The 14391-nt window shown below is 70.5% G+C and carries 12 protein-coding genes; 1 reads left to right on the forward strand and 11 read right to left on the reverse strand.

The genetic code is table 11. The features are described from left to right. Window positions 1–11 precede the first annotated feature (11 nt). From aroB to ACZ69M_RS18945, 9 genes are all read right to left on the reverse strand, one after another. Entirely contained in the window at window positions 12–1103 is a 1092-nt protein-coding gene (aroB, locus tag ACZ69M_RS18905; RefSeq protein ID WP_470051176.1) for a 3-dehydroquinate synthase, read from the reverse strand. Beyond that, window positions 1100–1618, reverse strand: a complete 519-nt coding sequence (locus ACZ69M_RS18910) for a shikimate kinase (protein WP_470051177.1) — start codon at window positions 1616–1618, stop codon at window positions 1100–1102. Before ACZ69M_RS18910 ends, aroB begins: the two co-directional genes overlap by 4 nt. Beyond that, window positions 1615–2799, reverse strand: a complete 1185-nt coding sequence (gene aroC, locus ACZ69M_RS18915) for a chorismate synthase (protein ID WP_168490030.1) — start codon at window positions 2797–2799, stop codon at window positions 1615–1617. The genes ACZ69M_RS18910 and aroC overlap by 4 nt, the downstream gene beginning before the upstream one ends. Window positions 2800–2977: 178 nt before the next feature. Beyond that, complete coding sequence (locus ACZ69M_RS18920; RefSeq protein WP_470051179.1) at window positions 2978–3817, reverse strand: shikimate dehydrogenase; 840 nt, start codon at window positions 3815–3817, stop codon at window positions 2978–2980. After that, a complete protein-coding gene (gene mltG, locus ACZ69M_RS18925; protein ID WP_470051181.1) occupies window positions 3798–5591 on the reverse strand; it encodes an endolytic transglycosylase MltG in 1794 nt (597 codons plus the stop codon). The genes ACZ69M_RS18920 and mltG overlap by 20 nt, the downstream gene beginning before the upstream one ends. A 122-nt stretch (window positions 5592–5713) precedes the next feature. Beyond that, window positions 5714–6178: a Holliday junction resolvase RuvX gene (gene ruvX, locus ACZ69M_RS18930; RefSeq protein ID WP_470051698.1), complete on the reverse strand. Its 465-nt coding sequence runs from the start codon at window positions 6176–6178 to the stop codon at window positions 5714–5716. A 38-nt stretch (window positions 6179–6216) separates the two neighbouring features. Next, window positions 6217–8889, reverse strand: a complete 2673-nt coding sequence (gene alaS, locus ACZ69M_RS18935) for an alanine--tRNA ligase (RefSeq protein ID WP_470051183.1) — start codon at window positions 8887–8889, stop codon at window positions 6217–6219. Beyond that, the gene (locus ACZ69M_RS18940) at window positions 8889–9233 is read right to left on the reverse strand and encodes a DUF6167 family protein (protein ID WP_067365972.1); all 345 of its coding nucleotides are present in this window, start codon (window positions 9231–9233) and stop codon (window positions 8889–8891) included. Before ACZ69M_RS18940 ends, alaS begins: the two co-directional genes overlap by 1 nt. A gap of 7 nt (window positions 9234–9240) precedes the next feature. Next, the gene (locus ACZ69M_RS18945) at window positions 9241–9684 is read right to left on the reverse strand and encodes a DUF948 domain-containing protein (protein ID WP_075027554.1); all 444 of its coding nucleotides are present in this window, start codon (window positions 9682–9684) and stop codon (window positions 9241–9243) included. A gap of 216 nt (window positions 9685–9900) precedes the next feature. Between ACZ69M_RS18945 and ACZ69M_RS18950 the strand changes: the two genes are divergently transcribed. Next, a complete protein-coding gene (locus ACZ69M_RS18950) occupies window positions 9901–12060 on the forward strand; it encodes an ATP-binding protein (protein WP_470051186.1) in 2160 nt (719 codons plus the stop codon). A gap of 33 nt (window positions 12061–12093) precedes the next feature. Here ACZ69M_RS18950 and rpsD read toward each other — a convergent pair whose 3' ends face one another. Beyond that, entirely contained in the window at window positions 12094–12708 is a 615-nt protein-coding gene (rpsD, locus tag ACZ69M_RS18955) for a 30S ribosomal protein S4 (RefSeq protein ID WP_054233962.1), read from the reverse strand. A 315-nt stretch (window positions 12709–13023) separates the two neighbouring features. Then, window positions 13024–14379 (reverse strand): replication-associated recombination protein A, encoded by a 1356-nt coding sequence (locus ACZ69M_RS18960; RefSeq protein ID WP_054233988.1) that lies wholly within the window; start codon window positions 14377–14379, stop codon window positions 13024–13026. Window positions 14380–14391: the final 12 nt, after the last annotated feature.

The following is a 14391-nucleotide window of genomic DNA, read 5'->3' on the forward strand; positions in this document are numbered from 1 at the left end:
CCCGTTGGGAGCTACTCCCCCACTTCGCCGTATGCGGCGAGGAGCACCGCCGGGTCGGGGCCCTCCAGGACGGTCGGCTTGGCCAGCCCGTCGAGGACGATGAAGCGCAGCAGGTTGCCGCGGGACTTCTTGTCGACCTTCATGTTCTCCAGCAGCTTGGGCCACTGGTCGTAGCGGTAGCTGAGCGGGAGGCCGACGGACTCCAGGATCGTGCGGTGGCGGTCGGCGGTCGCGTCGTCCAGCCGGCCCGCCAGTCGGCCCAGTTCGGCGGCGAAGTGCATGCCGACGGAGACCGCCGCGCCGTGCCGCCACTTGTAGCGCTCGTTCTTCTCGATGGCGTGCGCCAGGGTGTGGCCGTAGTTGAGGATCTCGCGGAGCCCCGACTCCTTGAGGTCGCCCGAGACGACCTCGGCCTTCACCTTGATGGAGCGCTCGATGAGCTCGGCGGTGTGCGGGCCCGCGGGCGTCCGCGCCGCCTCGGGGTCGGACTCGATGAGCTCGAGGATCACCGGGTCGGCGATGAAGCCGGCCTTGATGATCTCCGCGAGCCCGGAGACGAAGTCGTTGACCGGCAGCGAGTCGAGCGCGGCCAGGTCGCAGAGCACGCCCGCGGGCGGGTGGAAGGAGCCGACGAGGTTCTTGCCCTCGGCGGTGTTGATGCCGGTCTTGCCGCCGACCGCCGCGTCCACCATGCCGAGCACGGTGGTGGGAACGGCGATCCACCGCACCCCGCGCAGCCAGGTCGCCGCGACGAACCCGGCGAGGTCGGTGGTGGCGCCGCCGCCCACGCCGACGATGACGTCGGTGCGGGTGAAGCCGGACTGGCCGAGCGCCTTCCAGCAGTAGGCGGCGACCTCCGCGGTCTTGGCCTCCTCCGCGTTGGGCACCTGGACGGCGACGGCCTCGAAGCCCTGTCCGGCCAGGTCGGCGCGGAGCGCGTCCCCGGTCTCGGCGAGCGCCTCGGGGTGGATGATCGCGACGCGCTGGGCTCTGTCGCCGATCAACGCGCCCAGTTCACCGAGGAGTTGACGGCCCACCAGGACCTCGTACGGGTCGGTGCCCGCGGTGCCGCCGACCTGGATACGCGTCACTGCCTCGCTCATGCTTCCTTCAACTCCAGTGCGTCGAGGACGGCTTGGGCGACCTCTTCGGGGGTGCGGCCGTCGGTGGGCACGACCGCGCGGGCGACTTCGGTGTACAGGTGGCGGCGGGCCTCCATCAGCTCGCGCCACTGCCGGCGCGGGTTGACGGCGAGCAGCGGACGGGCCACGTTCAGTCCGGTGCGCTGGACCGCCTCCTCCACGTCCATGGAGAGGTAGACGACCCGGTGCCCGGCGAGCCGCGCGCGGGTGTCGGCGTCGAGGATCGAGCCGCCGCCCAGCGCCAGTACCCCGTCGTGCTCGGCCAGCGCCTTGTGCACGGCGCTCTTCTCGATGGCGCGGAAGGCCGGCTCGCCCTCGTCGACGAAGATGTCGGCGATGGTGCGGCCCTGCTCGGCCACGATGTCGTCGTCCGTGTCGCGGTAGGCGCAGCCGAGCCGGGCCGCGACCAGCGCGCCGACGGTGGACTTGCCGACACCCATCGGCCCGACGAGGACGACCAGCGGTCCAGCGGTCACCGCACGACCAGGTTCTCGAGGTAGGACTCGACGTTGCGCCGCGTCTCGGGCACGCTGTCGCCGCCGAACTTCTCGGCCACCGCGTCCGCGAGGACGAGGGCGACCATGGCCTCGGCGACGATTCCGGCGGCCGGGACCGCGCAGACGTCGGAGCGCTGGTGGTGGGCCTTGGCGGCCTCGCCGGTCGCCACGTCGATCGTGGCCAGCGCGCGCGGCACGGTCGCGATCGGCTTCATCGCGGCGCGGACGCGCAGCAGCTCGCCGGTGGTCAGACCGCCCTCGGTGCCGCCGGAGCGGCCGGAGGTGCGGCGGATGCCGTCCTCGGTGTGGACGATCTCGTCGTGGGCCTTGGAACCGGGCACACGGGCCAGTTCGAAGCCGTCGCCGACCTCGACGCCCTTGATCGCCTGGATGCCCATCAGCGCGGCCGCGAGCCGGGCGTCGAGGCGCCGGTCCCAGTGCACGTGCGAGCCGAGGCCCACCGGCACGCCGTACGCGAGCACCTCGACGACGCCGCCGAGCGTGTCGCCGTCCTTGTGGGCCTGGTCGATCTCCGCGACCATCGCCTTCGACGCGTCGGCGTCGAGGCAGCGCACCGGGTCGGCATCGAGCCTCTCGACGTCCGAGGGCTTGGGGTAGACGCCGTACGGGGCCTTCGCCGCGGCCAGCTCGACGACGTGCGAGACGATCTCGATCCCGGCCGTCTCCTTCAGGTACGAACGGGCCACGGCACCCAGCGCGACACGGGCCGCGGTCTCCCGGGCGGAGGCGCGCTCCAGGATCGGCCGGGCCTCGTCGAAGCCGTACTTCTGCATACCCGCGAGGTCGGCGTGGCCGGGCCGGGGCCGGGTCAGCGGCGCGTTGCGGGCCACCTCCGCCAGCACCGACGGGTCGACCGGGTCGGCCGCCATGACCTGCTCCCACTTGGGCCACTCGGTGTTGCCGACCATGACGGCCACCGGCGAGCCGAGGGTGAGACCGTGCCGGACACCGCCCAGGAAGGTGACCTCGTCGCGCTCGAACTTCATCCGGGCACCGCGTCCATAGCCCAGGCGCCGTCGGGCGAGGTGGTCCGCCACCATTTCCGTGGTGATCGGCACGCCGGCGGGAAGGCCCTCCAGCGTCGCGACAAGTGCGGGACCGTGGGACTCCCCCGCGGTCAGCCAGCGCAACCTGCTCAACGGTGCTCCTCATGCTCGCGCCCTGGTACTGCTGCTGCGTACACGCGTCCTCGTGTACGGCGACGGCGCGACCGGGTGCGCGGCCCGGGTCCGCCACCCCCGATCCTCCCACGTCCGGGCGCGGTGCCCCGCCGCAGGTCCATCAGGCGGGACGGCACCCGGCCCGGCGCGGCGGTGCTCAGCGGCTCGCGAGGGCCTGCTCGCCCGCCTTCCGCATGGCGTCGAGGGGCGCCGGGGCGCGTCCGGTCATCCGCTCGACCTGGAGCACCGCCTGGTGCACGAGCAGGTCGAGTCCGCTGACCACGGCGCCGCCGTAGCCGGACCAGCGGGCCGCGAGGTCGGTGGGCCACGGGTCGTACAGCACGTCGAAGAGCGTCCCGGGCCGTTCCGGGACCGCAGCCGACAGGGAGTCCGTCGTACCCGCGGGGGTGGTGGCGATCACGAGCGGGGCGCGCAGGGCCTGCGCGGCGTGCGCCCAGTCCTCCGTACGGACCTCCACGTCGAGCCGCTCGCCCCACTGCCGCATCTCGGCGGCCCGCTCCGCGCTGCGGACGTAGGCGACGACCTCTCCGGTGCAGATCCGGGCGAGCGCGGCCAGCGCGGAGGAGGCGGTGGCGCCCGCGCCGAGGATCGCGGCGGAGTCCGCCTGCTCGATCCCGCGCTCGCGCAGCGCGGCGACCATCCCGGGGATGTCGGTGTTGTCGCCGACGCGACGGCCGTCCTCGGTGAACACGACCGTGTTGACGGCCTCGACCGAGGCCGCCGTCTCACTGACCTCGTCGAGCAGCGGGATCACGGCCCGCTTGAGCGGCATGGTCAGCGACAGACCCGCCCACTCGGGACCGAGGTCCCCGAAGAAGCCCGGCAGCGCCTCCTCGTCGATCTCGAAACGGTCGTAGGACCAGTCACCGAGTCCCAGCTCCCGGTACGCGGTGCGGTGCAGCACCGGGGAGAGGGAATGGGCGATCGGGGAGCCGAGTACAGCAGCCCGCCGGGCGTCAGTTGCCCGAGTTGGCATTGAACTTGTCCTTGAGCTTCTGGAATTCCGCAAGGTTCTTGGCGAATTCGGTGTTGCTCTGACCGTCGGTCGCCACGAAATAGATCCAGCCGTCGCTGGTCGGGTTCAACGTCGCCGTGATCGCGTCGTCACCGGGGTTGCCGATCGGGCCGGGCGGCAGGCCCTTGCGCGTATAGGTGTTGTACGGGTCCTTGTTGCTGTTGATCTCGGACTCGCTGATGTGGATGTTGCTCTGGCCCTTCAGGTAATTGAAGGTCGAGTCGAACTGGAGCAGCCTGTTGGTCTCCGTGTTCGTGACCTTGAGACGGTTGTAGACCACCTCGGCCATCTTGCGGAAGTCGTCGTGCGTCTTGCCCTCGGCCTGGACGAGGCTCGCCACCGTGACGACCTGGAGCGGGTTCTGCAGGTTCAGTTCCTTGGCCTTGGCCTCGAGGTTGTACGCCGCGTACTTCTCCTTGGCCTGCGTCACCATCTGCTTCAGGATCGCCTCGGGCTTCATGCCCTTGGCGGCGGGATAGGTCGCCGGGTAGAGGAATCCTTCCAGCGGATCCTTTATGTCCTTGTTGTCGTTCGCCCAGCTGGGAAGTCCGAAGGTCTTGTACTCCTTCTTGGCGATCTTCCCGGTGGTGCCGTCCGCGAGATCGAGCCTTTTGTCGATCGCCTGATAGACGACGACGTTGCGCTGTCCAGGAGCGACGATCACGTTGTTCTGGCTCTTCGGATCGAGCATCAGCTTGACCGCACTGGCGGCCGACATGCCCTTCTTCAGCACATACGCGCCCGCCTGGATCTTGTCCCCATCGGGTGTCTGCTGCTGGGCGGACACGAAGGCGTCGACACTCTTGACGACTCCGGCTTCCTTCAGCACCCGCCCGATCGCCGAGCCCAACGCCCCCTTGGGGATCTCGACCGTCACCTCGCCCGTGCCGCCACCCGCATAGTCCGGAGCAGGGCCGAAGCGATTCTGATAGGTGTGGTACCCGTAATATCCGATTCCGCCGATACCGCCGCCGAAGACCAGCACGACCATCAGGCAGGCGCAGCCGCTGCGGCGCTTCTTGCCCTTGTCGCCCTTGCCTGCGCGGCCCTTCCGATCGCGGCCGGCCTTCGGATCGTCGTCGTCGAGGTCGTCATCGTCGTCGCCGCCCGCGAAGAAGGCGTGTTCGCCTTGGTCGGGTCCCGGATCCCAGTCGGTCTCCGGTTCGGGCTCGGCGCGGCGACGGGCGGGCGGCTCCGGCGGCGGATACGCGTCGGGAGTGTTGTAGAAGTCGGGCTGCTCACCGGTGTACCCGGCGGCCTGGTTCGCGTACGGGTCGTTCGGGTCGGTGGCGTAGCCGACCTGGTGCTGCGTCCCGTTGTCCCAGCCGCCATCGTGGTACTGCTGCTGGTTCTGTCCGTTGTACTGCTGCTGACCCTGATCGACGTACTGCTGCTGCCCTTGGCCGGGGTACTGCTGCGGGTACTGCTGCTGCCCCTGACCGTGGAAGTGCTGCCGGCCCTGGTCGTGATACTGCTGCCCGCCGTGGCCCTCGTACTGCTGCTGGTTCTGGGCGCCGTACTGCTGCTCCTGGCCGTAGCCGCCCTGCTGGTCGGGGCTCCACTCGCCGTACTGGGACTGCTGGTGCTGCTGCTGCGGCTGCTGCGGGTAGTGCTGCGGCTGGCCGCCGTAGGGGGACTGGCCGTCGGCGGCCTGTCCTCCCCATCCGCCGTCCCCGTACAACGGGTCCTCCGGATTCCACGGTTCGGAGCCTGGGCCCCGGCCATACTCAGTCATCGATCCCCTAGAGCCGCGAGGCGGTGGCTGCTGTCGCTGGTGGCTCGGCTCCCGTCCGCCTCTTCGCTGTGCGGTGGCTGTTCGAACACCACCACATCGCGCGGAACGTTACCGTATCGCGATCAGATGACCACTTCGACGCCCTCACCCGGTGGGTTGCCTGACGCCCGTTCGGACTCCAGAGCCTGCTGCAGGATGACGACGGCGGCCGCCTGGTCGATGACGGACCTGCCCTTTTTGGACTTCACGCCCGACGCGCGTAGACCCTGACTGGCCGTCACTGTGGTCATCCTCTCGTCGAGGAGCCTAACGCAGACGGGCATGATCGCCCGGGCCAGCTCCTGGGCGAAGGCCCGCACCTTCACGGCGGCGGGACCCTCGCCCCCCTTGAGGGAGCGAGGGAGCCCGACGACGACCTCGATCGGCTCGTACTCCTCGACGAGTTGCTTCAACCGGCGCTGAGCGGCCGGGACATCGCGCCCCGGCACGGTCTCGACCGGAGTCGCGAGGATCCCGTCGGGGTCGCACGAGGCGACCCCGATCCGGGCGTCCCCGACATCGATCGCGAGCCGGCGGCCGCGGCGCATGCCCCGGCCGTCCTCGCTCCGCTGCTGATCGTCCGTGCTCACTTGGCCGTCTCGGCGACGAGCCGCTCGACCGCGTCGACGGCCTCGCCGATGGCGGCCGGGTTCTGGCCGCCGCCCTGGGCGACGTCCGGCTTGCCGCCACCGCCGCCGCCGAGGGTCTTGGCGGCCGTACGGACCAGGTCACCGGCCTTGAGGCCACGCTCGCGGGCGGCCTCGTTGGTGGCGATGACCGTGAGCGGCTTGCCGCCCGCGGTGGTGAACAGGGCCACCACGGCGGCCCGTCCGCCCTGGATGCGGCCGCGCACGTCGAGGACCAGCTTGCGCAGGTCGTCGGCGCTCGTGCCGTCCGGGACCTGGCCGGTGACAAGAGCCACACCGCGGACGTCCTTGGCGGACTCCACGAGACCGGCGGCGGCCTGCAGCACCTTCTCCGCGCGGAACTTCTCGATCTCCTTCTCGGCGTCCTTCAGCTTGCCGAGCATGGCGGAGACCTTCTCCGGGAGCTCCTCGGGACGGCCCTTGATCAGCTCCTGGAGCTGGGCGACGACCGTGTGCTCGCGGGCCAGGAAGTTGTAGGCGTCGACGCCCACCAGGGCCTCGATACGCCGTACGCCGGAGCCGATCGAGGACTCGCCGAGCAGCTTGACCAGGCCGAGCTGGGAGGTGTTGTGCACATGCGTGCCGCCGCACAGCTCCTTGGAGAAGTCGCCGATGGTCACGACGCGGACGCGCTCGCCGTACTTCTCGCCGAACTCGGCGATGGCACCCTGCTTCTTGGCCTCGTCGAGGCTCAGGATCTCGGCGTGCACGTCCAGGTCGCGGGTGAGCACCTCGTTGATCTTCTGCTCGACGTCGGTCATGACGGCCGTCGGAACGGCCGAGGGGGAACCGAAGTCGAAGCGGAAGCGGCCGGGCTGGTTCTCGGAACCGGCCTGGGCGGCCGTCGGGCCGAGGGCGTCGCGCAGGGCCTGGTGGGTGAGGTGCGTGGCCGAGTGGGCGCGGGCGATGGCCGTCCGGCGACGGGAGTCGATGGTGGCCTGGGCCTGGGCACCGACAGTGACCTCGCCGACCTGGACGACGCCCTTGTGGACGTACACACCCGGGACGGGCTTCTGGCAGTCGCGGATCTCGATGACGGCACCGGTGTCGACCTTGATGCGGCCGGTGTCACCGATCTGGCCGCCGCCCTCGGCGTAGAACGGGGTGCGGTCGAGGACGATCTCGACCTCGTCGCCCTCGGTGGCCGCGGGCGAGGAGACACCGTCGACCAGGATGCCGACGATGCGCGACTCGCCGTCGGTCCGGTCGTAGCCGATGAACTCGGTCTCGCCGGCGGCGTCGGCGATCTGACGGTAGGCGCCGAGGTCGGCGTGACCCGTCTTCTTGGCCTGGGCGTCGGCCTTGGCCTTGTCCCGCTGCTCCTTCATCAGACGCCGGAAGCCGTCCTCGTCCACCGAAAGGCCCTGCTCGGCGGCCATTTCGAGGGTGAGGTCGATCGGGAAGCCCCAGGTGTCGTGGAGCAGGAAGGCCTTGTCGCCGGCGAGCACCGTGCCGCCGGACTCCTTGGTGTCGGTGATGGCCGTGTCGAGGATGTTCGTGCCGGCCTTCAACGTCTTGAGGAAGGCGGCCTCCTCGGCGAGGGCCACGGTCTCGATGCGCTGCCGGTCGGTGACGAGCTCCGGGTACTGCTGGCCCATCATCTCGATCACGACGTCGATGAGGTCCTTGACGACCGGACCGGTGGCCCCGAGCAGCCGCATGTTGCGGATGGCGCGGCGCATGATGCGGCGCAGCACGTAGCCGCGGCCCTCGTTGCCGGGGCTCACGCCGTCGCCGATGAGCATCACGGAGGTGCGCATGTGGTCGGTGACCACGCGCAGCGAGACGTCGGACTCGTGGGCGGCGCCGTACTCGACGCCCGTGAGCTCGGTGGCCTTCTTGATGACGGCCATGGAGGTGTCGATCTCGTACATGTTCTGCACGCCCTGCAGAATCATGGCGAGGCGTTCCATGCCGAGGCCGGTGTCGATGTTCTTGCTGGGCAGCTCGCCGAGGATCTCGAAGTCCTCCTTCGAGGTGCCCTCACCGCGCTCGTACTGCATGAAGACCAGGTTCCAGATCTCCACGTACCGCTCGTCGTTGACGGCCGGGCCGCCCTCGACGCCGAACTCGGGGCCGCGGTCGTAGTTGATCTCGGAACAGGGGCCGCAGGGGCCCGGGACGCCCATGGACCAGTAGTTGTCCTTCTTGCCCAGGCGCTGGATGCGCTCGGCCGGGACACCGATCTTGTCGCGCCAGATGGACTCGGCCTCGTCGTCGTCGAGGTAGACCGTGATCCACAGGCGCTCGGGGTCGAGCCCGTAACCACCCTTGTCCTGGGGCGAGGTGAGCAGCTCCCAGGCGTAGGTGATCGCGCCTTCCTTGAAGTAGTCGCCGAAGGAGAAGTTGCCGCACATCTGGAAGAACGTGCCGTGCCGGGTGGTCTTGCCGACCTCTTCGATGTCGGGTGTGCGCACGCACTTCTGCACGCTGGTGGCGCGCGACCACGGCGGCTTGACCTCACCGAGGAAGTACGGCTTGAAGGGCACCATGCCCGCGGGGACCAGGAGCAGAGTCGGGTCGTCCGCGATGAGCGACGCCGAGGGAACGACAGTGTGACCGCGCTCCTCGTAGAAGCTCAACCAGCGGCGGCGAATCTCGGCCGACTCCATCAGTGGTCCTCATTCCGGTTGTACGAGTACGTCGACCTCTCGACGTACGTCGGGTTCTTGCTGTGTTTCGGACTGTTCTCGATCGCGGCGATACGCCGGGGCGCGGGCAGTTCGGGGTGGCGATCGAGCCCGAGTGCCTCGTCGAGTTCGGCCTCCCGCTCGGCCATGCCGTCGCGGACGTCGAGCGCGAAGTCCTTGAGCCGGTGCCCGGCCTCGATCGCCTTGTTCGCGGCCTGGGCCGCGAGGCTCTCGGGGGTCAGCTGCTTGAGCTTGCGGTTGACCTTGGTGGTGGCCCACACACCCGCGGCTGCGCCGGCGGTGAACCAGAACGTACGGCGGAACATCGCTGCGTCAGTCCTTCTTCCGCTTTCCCCGTCGCGCGGACGGGACGGTGCGGCCCACGATCACGGTACGACGGGAGGCCTTGGGGGGCACATTGTCCTTGCGGCCGCCGATGGCCCGGCGGACGCCGTAGCCGAACGCCGCGACCTTCACCAGCGGGCCGCCGAAGGTGGACGCGACGGTCGTGGAGAGCGCCGACGCGTTCGAGGTGACCTCCTGGACGTCCGACGCGATGGCGTCGACCCGGTCGATCTGGGTCTGCGCGGAGCGCACCGCCGCGGAGGCGTCGGCCAGCAGCGGGACAGCCTGGTCGGTCACGTCCGCCACGAGCTTGGTGGTCGCCCTGAGCGTCTGGGCCAGCCTCGCCAGTGCGACGGCGAGGAAGGAGACCAGGATCGCCCAGAAGACGGCCACCAGGATCCCGGCCACCTCTCCACCGGACACTGTTCGCACCCGCTCCCTAGTACGTGCCTGCCAGTACCTGCCCGGACACCGTGTCTGATACCTGCCTGGACATCGCGTCTGGACATCGTGTCTGAACATCAAAAAGTCGTCCCCCGAGCCTATCGCGCCGGGGCCGCCGCTCCGTACCGCATTACCGGCTGCCGGGCCCGGACTTGCGCGAAGTGATTGTACGGACCGCTTACGGGTCAGTACGCTCCGTGTCCCATGCGAGCTTCTGAGTGCTCCGACAGGTCCGCACCCGGCAATCTGCCCCTGGAACTCAACGCGTTCGTGGGGCGCACGGCCGAACTCGCACGGCTGGCGGAGGCGCTGGGGCAGGCCCGGCTGGTGACGGTGACGGGCACGGGCGGCGTGGGCAAGTCCCGCCTCGCGGCACGGGCCGCCGCACACACCCGGCCGCGCGACGGATCATGGCGGGTGGAGCTGGCCTCCGTGCGCGATCCGGATCTCGTCGCGTACGCGCTCGTGGAGGCCCTCGCTCTGGCGGACCAGACGTCGAGGCCGCCCCGCACGCTGCTCCTCGACCATCTCGCCGAGCGTCAACTCCTGCTGGTTGTGGACGGGTTCGAGCATCTGGTGGACGCGTGCGCCGCGCTGGTGGGCGAACTGCTGCGGCATGCGCCGGGCCTGCGGGTGCTCGCCGTGGGCCGCAGGCCGCTGGAGGTCGAGGGCGAGCTGCTGTTCCCGCTGGCCCCGCTGCCCGAGCGGGAGGCCGCGGAGCTGTTCACGGACCGGGCGGCGGCCCGGGTACCCGGGTTCGCGCTGGACGACGGCAACCGGGCGGACGTCCTGGAGCTGTGCCGATGCCTGGACGGGATCCCGCTCGCCGTCGAACTGGCCGCCGGCCGGCTGAGCGCCCTCTCCCCCGGGCAGCTGCTGTCCCGGCTCGACGACCGCTTCCGGCTGCTCACCGGCGGTGGGCGCGACGCCCTGCCACGCCACCAGACGCTGCGGACGGCGATCGGCTGGAGCCATGAGCTGTGCACGCCCGAGGAACGGCTGCTGTGGTCGCGGCTCTCGGTGTTCGCCGGACCGTTCGACCTGGAGGCCGTCGAGTACGTGTGCAGCGGTGACGGACTGCGCGCCGACGACGTCCTCGACGTGCTGGGCGAGCTGCTCGCGCAGTCGGTGCTGGCGCGCGAGGAGACGGCGGCCGGCCTGCGCTACCGGATGCTGGACACGGTCCGGGCGTACGGCGCGGACTGGCTGGTGGCGGCGGGCGACGCGAGCCGGCTGCGCCGCCGCCACCGCGACTGGTACATGGGCCTGGCCACCTGGTGCGAGCTCGACTGGTTCTCGCCACGGCAGGGTGAGGTGGCCGCGCGCATCGAGACGGAGCTGCCGAATCTGCGCTGCGCCCTGGAGTACAGCCTGACCGAACCGGGCGAGACACATCTGGGCCAGTACCTGGCGGGCAGCCTGTGGTTCTACTGGGTCGGCTGCGGCCGGCTGGCGGAGGGGCGGCACTGGCTGGAGCGCGGGGTGGAGCTCGACAGCGACCGCGACCAGTCGCGGCTGAAGGCCTTGTGGGTGCTCGGCTACGTGGCGATCCTCCAGGGCGACATGGTGCCCGCGCTCACCGCGCTCCAGGAGTGCCGCGAGGAGGCAGAGCGCACCGACAACCCCACCGCGATCGCCTACGCCGAGCACCGCACCGGCTGTCTGGCGCTGATCGGCGACGACATGGCACGCGCGGAAACCCTGCTGCGCTCGGCGCTCGACCGCTATCACGCGATCGGCGAGCTCAACAGCAACGTGCTGATGGCCCAGGTGGAGCTGGCGATGGCGCTGGCGTTCCGGGGCGATCTGCCGGGCGCGGTGCGGCTGTGCGAGGACGTCCGGCGGGTCTGCGAGGACCACGGGGAGCGCTGGGCGCTCGCCTACGCGCTGTATGTGCTGGCGTACGAGGCCCAGACCGCGGGCGATCCGGGGCGCGCGCGCAAGCTCCTGGAACAGAGCCTGGCCATCGGGCACGCCTTCCACGACCTGCTCGGCACGGTCCTCGCGATCGAACTGCTGGCGCTGGTCACGGAGGCGGAGGGCGATCCGGCCGAGGCCGCGCTGCTGCAGGGGGCGGCGGCCCGGCTGTGGCCCTCGGTGGGCCTGCGTCTGTTCGGCTCGGCGTACTACAACGTGCCGCACGAGCGGTGCGAGGCCGGGGCCCGGCGGCGGCTGGGCGACGAGCGGTACGAGGAGTGCGTACAGGCGGGGTCTCGGCTCGGGCTGGAGGCGGCGGTCGCGCGGGCACTGCGGCGGCCCGGTCCCCGGCCGCTGGGTGCGGTGCCCTCGCCGCGCGGGCTGCCCCCGGACGTGCGGAAGCCCGCCGTCTCGCCCACCTCGAAGGGCGGGGAGACGACGGGCTGACGCGCAGGTGGTGCTACGTCCGCTGGAAGACGATCAGCGGGCGTAGTACTCGACGACGAGCTGCTCGTCGCAGATCACCGGGATCTCCTTGCGGTTCGGCTCGCGGTCCAGGCGGAACGCCAGGGCCGGGAGGTTCACCTGGAGGTAGCGCGGGGTCTCGCCGTCGGGGGCGAAGCCACCGGCGCGGGAGACCTCGAACAGCGTCTTGCTGCGGCTGCGCTCGCGGACCATCACGACATCGTCGGGACGGACGCGGAAGGACGGCTTGTCGACCTTCTGGCCGTTGACCTCGATGTGGCCGTGAACGACCATCTGGCGGGCCTGGTAGATCGTGCGGGCGATGCCCGAACGCAGGACCAGCGCGTCGAGACGGCGCTCGAGCTCGATGATCAGGGCCTCACCGGTCTTGCCCTGGACCTTGGAGGCACGCTCGTAGGCGCGGACGAGCTGACGCTCGGACACGTCGTACTGCGCGCGCAGACGCTGCTTCTCGAGCAGACGGACCTTGTAGTCCGAGTTCTGCTTGCGGCCGCGGCCGTGCTCGCCCGGCGGGTAGGGGCGGGCCTCGAAGTACTTGACGGCCTTCGGGGTCAGCGCGATGCCGAGGGCACGCGACTTCTTGACCTTGGGGCGGGACTGATTCGCCACTTTTTCTCTTTCCGTGATTTCGGCTCACCAGAGTTAAGGGAGGTCGCAATCCGCAGCCCGGGAAACCCCGCGGGTCCTCGGGGGACCTGCTGGGCAGCCGCTCCTGGGTCTGGGCACATACGTGCAGCACGCGAGTGGCCCACCGACCGTCCCCGGAGACCGGGTGGTGGTGGGCTGCCCGCGACACCTTCGACGGTGCGCGACGCTCCTGGAATCCCTCCGTGACGGCAGGGGCTCCGGCTGGATGTCCCGTTCTGGTGGTGCCGACCGGAGCCGGACACGGGACGCAGCGCTTCGCGTCATGTTACAGGGTGCTCAGGACCGCCCTCTACCGAGGTGCTTCCTGGTCCACTCCACCGCGTCCGCGTAGCGCGCCTCGGCGCCGTGCCGGGTCGGGGTGTAGTACTCCCGGTCCTTGAGCTCTTCCGGGGCGTACTGCTGGGCGGCGATGCCCTCGGGCAGGTCGTGCGGATACACATACCCCTGGGCGTGCCCGAGCTTGGCCGCGCCCTTGTAGTGCCCGTCGCGCAGATGCATCGGCACCGGGCCCGCGTGCCCCTTGCGTACGTCCTCCATCGCGGCGCCGATGGCCATGGTCGCGGCGTTGGACTTCGGGGCCAGGGCGAGGGCGATGGTGGCGTGGCTGAGGGTCAGCGCGGCCTCGGGAAAGCCGATCATGGCGACGGCCTGGGCGGCGGCCACGGCTATCGGCAGCGCGTTCGGGTCGGCGAGGCCGATGTCCTCGCTGGCGGAGATCATCAGACGGCGGGCGATGAAGCGGGGGTCCTCGCCCGCCTCGATCATCCGGGCCAGGTAGTGCAGTGCGGCGTCCACGTCGGAGCCGCGGATGGACTTGATGAGGGCGCTCGCCACGTCGTAGTGCTGGTCGCCGTCGCGGTCGTACGTCACGGCGGCGCGGTCGACGGTCTCCTCCAGGGTCTGGAGGGTGATCTCCGGCTCGCCCTTGTCGAGCGCCGCGCCGGCGGCGGCCTCCAGGGCGGTCAGGGCGCGCCGGGCGTCTCCCCCGGCGATGCGCAGCAGGTGCCGCTCGGTGTCCTCGGGGAGGGTGACGGCCTCCTTGAGGCCGCGCTCGTCGGTGAGCGCCCGGCGCAGCAGGCCGCGCAGGTCGTCGTCGGTGAGCGGTTCGAGGGTGAGCAGGAGGGAGCGGGACAGGAGCGGGGAGATCACCGAGAAGTACGGGTTCTCGGTCGTGGCGGCGATCAGCGTCACCCAGCGGTTCTCGACGGCCGGGAGCAGGGAGTCCTGCTGGGCCTTGCTGAAGCGGTGGATCTCGTCCAGGAAGAGGACGGTCTCCTTGCCGAAGCCGCCGGTGGCGCGGCGGGCGCCGTCGATGACCGCGCGGACTTCCTTGACGCCCGCGGTGATCGCGGAGAGCTCCACGAAGCGCTTGTTGGTGGCCTTGGAGACGACGTACGCGAGGGTCGTCTTGCCGGTGCCGGGCGGGCCCCAGAGGATCACCGAGGAGGGTCCGGCCGGCCCGCCGTTCCCCTCGCCGACGAGTCTGCGCAGAGGTGAGCCCGGCTTCAGCAGATGCTGCTGGCCCACGACCTCGTCGAGGGTACGCGGGCGCATCCGTACGGCCAGGGGGCTGCTGGACGGGTCCTTCTCCTGGCGTTCTTCTGCTGCGGCGGTGAACAGGTCGGGCTCCACGTCCAAAACCCT

Source organism: Streptomyces sp. NPDC107454, from assembly GCF_055582885.1.

Coding starts and splice junctions, on each gene's coding strand:
- mltG (WP_470051181.1), bottom strand. CDS start 5,591: ATGACTGAGTATGGCCGGGGCCCAGGCTCCGAACCGTGGAATCCGGAG.
- alaS (WP_470051183.1), bottom strand. CDS start 8,889: ATGGAGTCGGCCGAGATTCGCCGCCGCTGGTTGAGCTTCTACGAGGAG.
- ruvX (WP_470051698.1), bottom strand. CDS start 6,178: ATGCGCCGCGGCCGCCGGCTCGCGATCGATGTCGGGGACGCCCGGATC.
- ACZ69M_RS18920 (WP_470051179.1), bottom strand. CDS start 3,817: ATGCCAACTCGGGCAACTGACGCCCGGCGGGCTGCTGTACTCGGCTCC.
- aroB (WP_470051176.1), bottom strand. CDS start 1,103: ATGAGCGAGGCAGTGACGCGTATCCAGGTCGGCGGCACCGCGGGCACC.
- ACZ69M_RS18940 (WP_067365972.1), bottom strand. CDS start 9,233: ATGTTCCGCCGTACGTTCTGGTTCACCGCCGGCGCAGCCGCGGGTGTG.
- ACZ69M_RS18950 (WP_470051186.1), top strand. CDS start 9,901: ATGCGAGCTTCTGAGTGCTCCGACAGGTCCGCACCCGGCAATCTGCCC.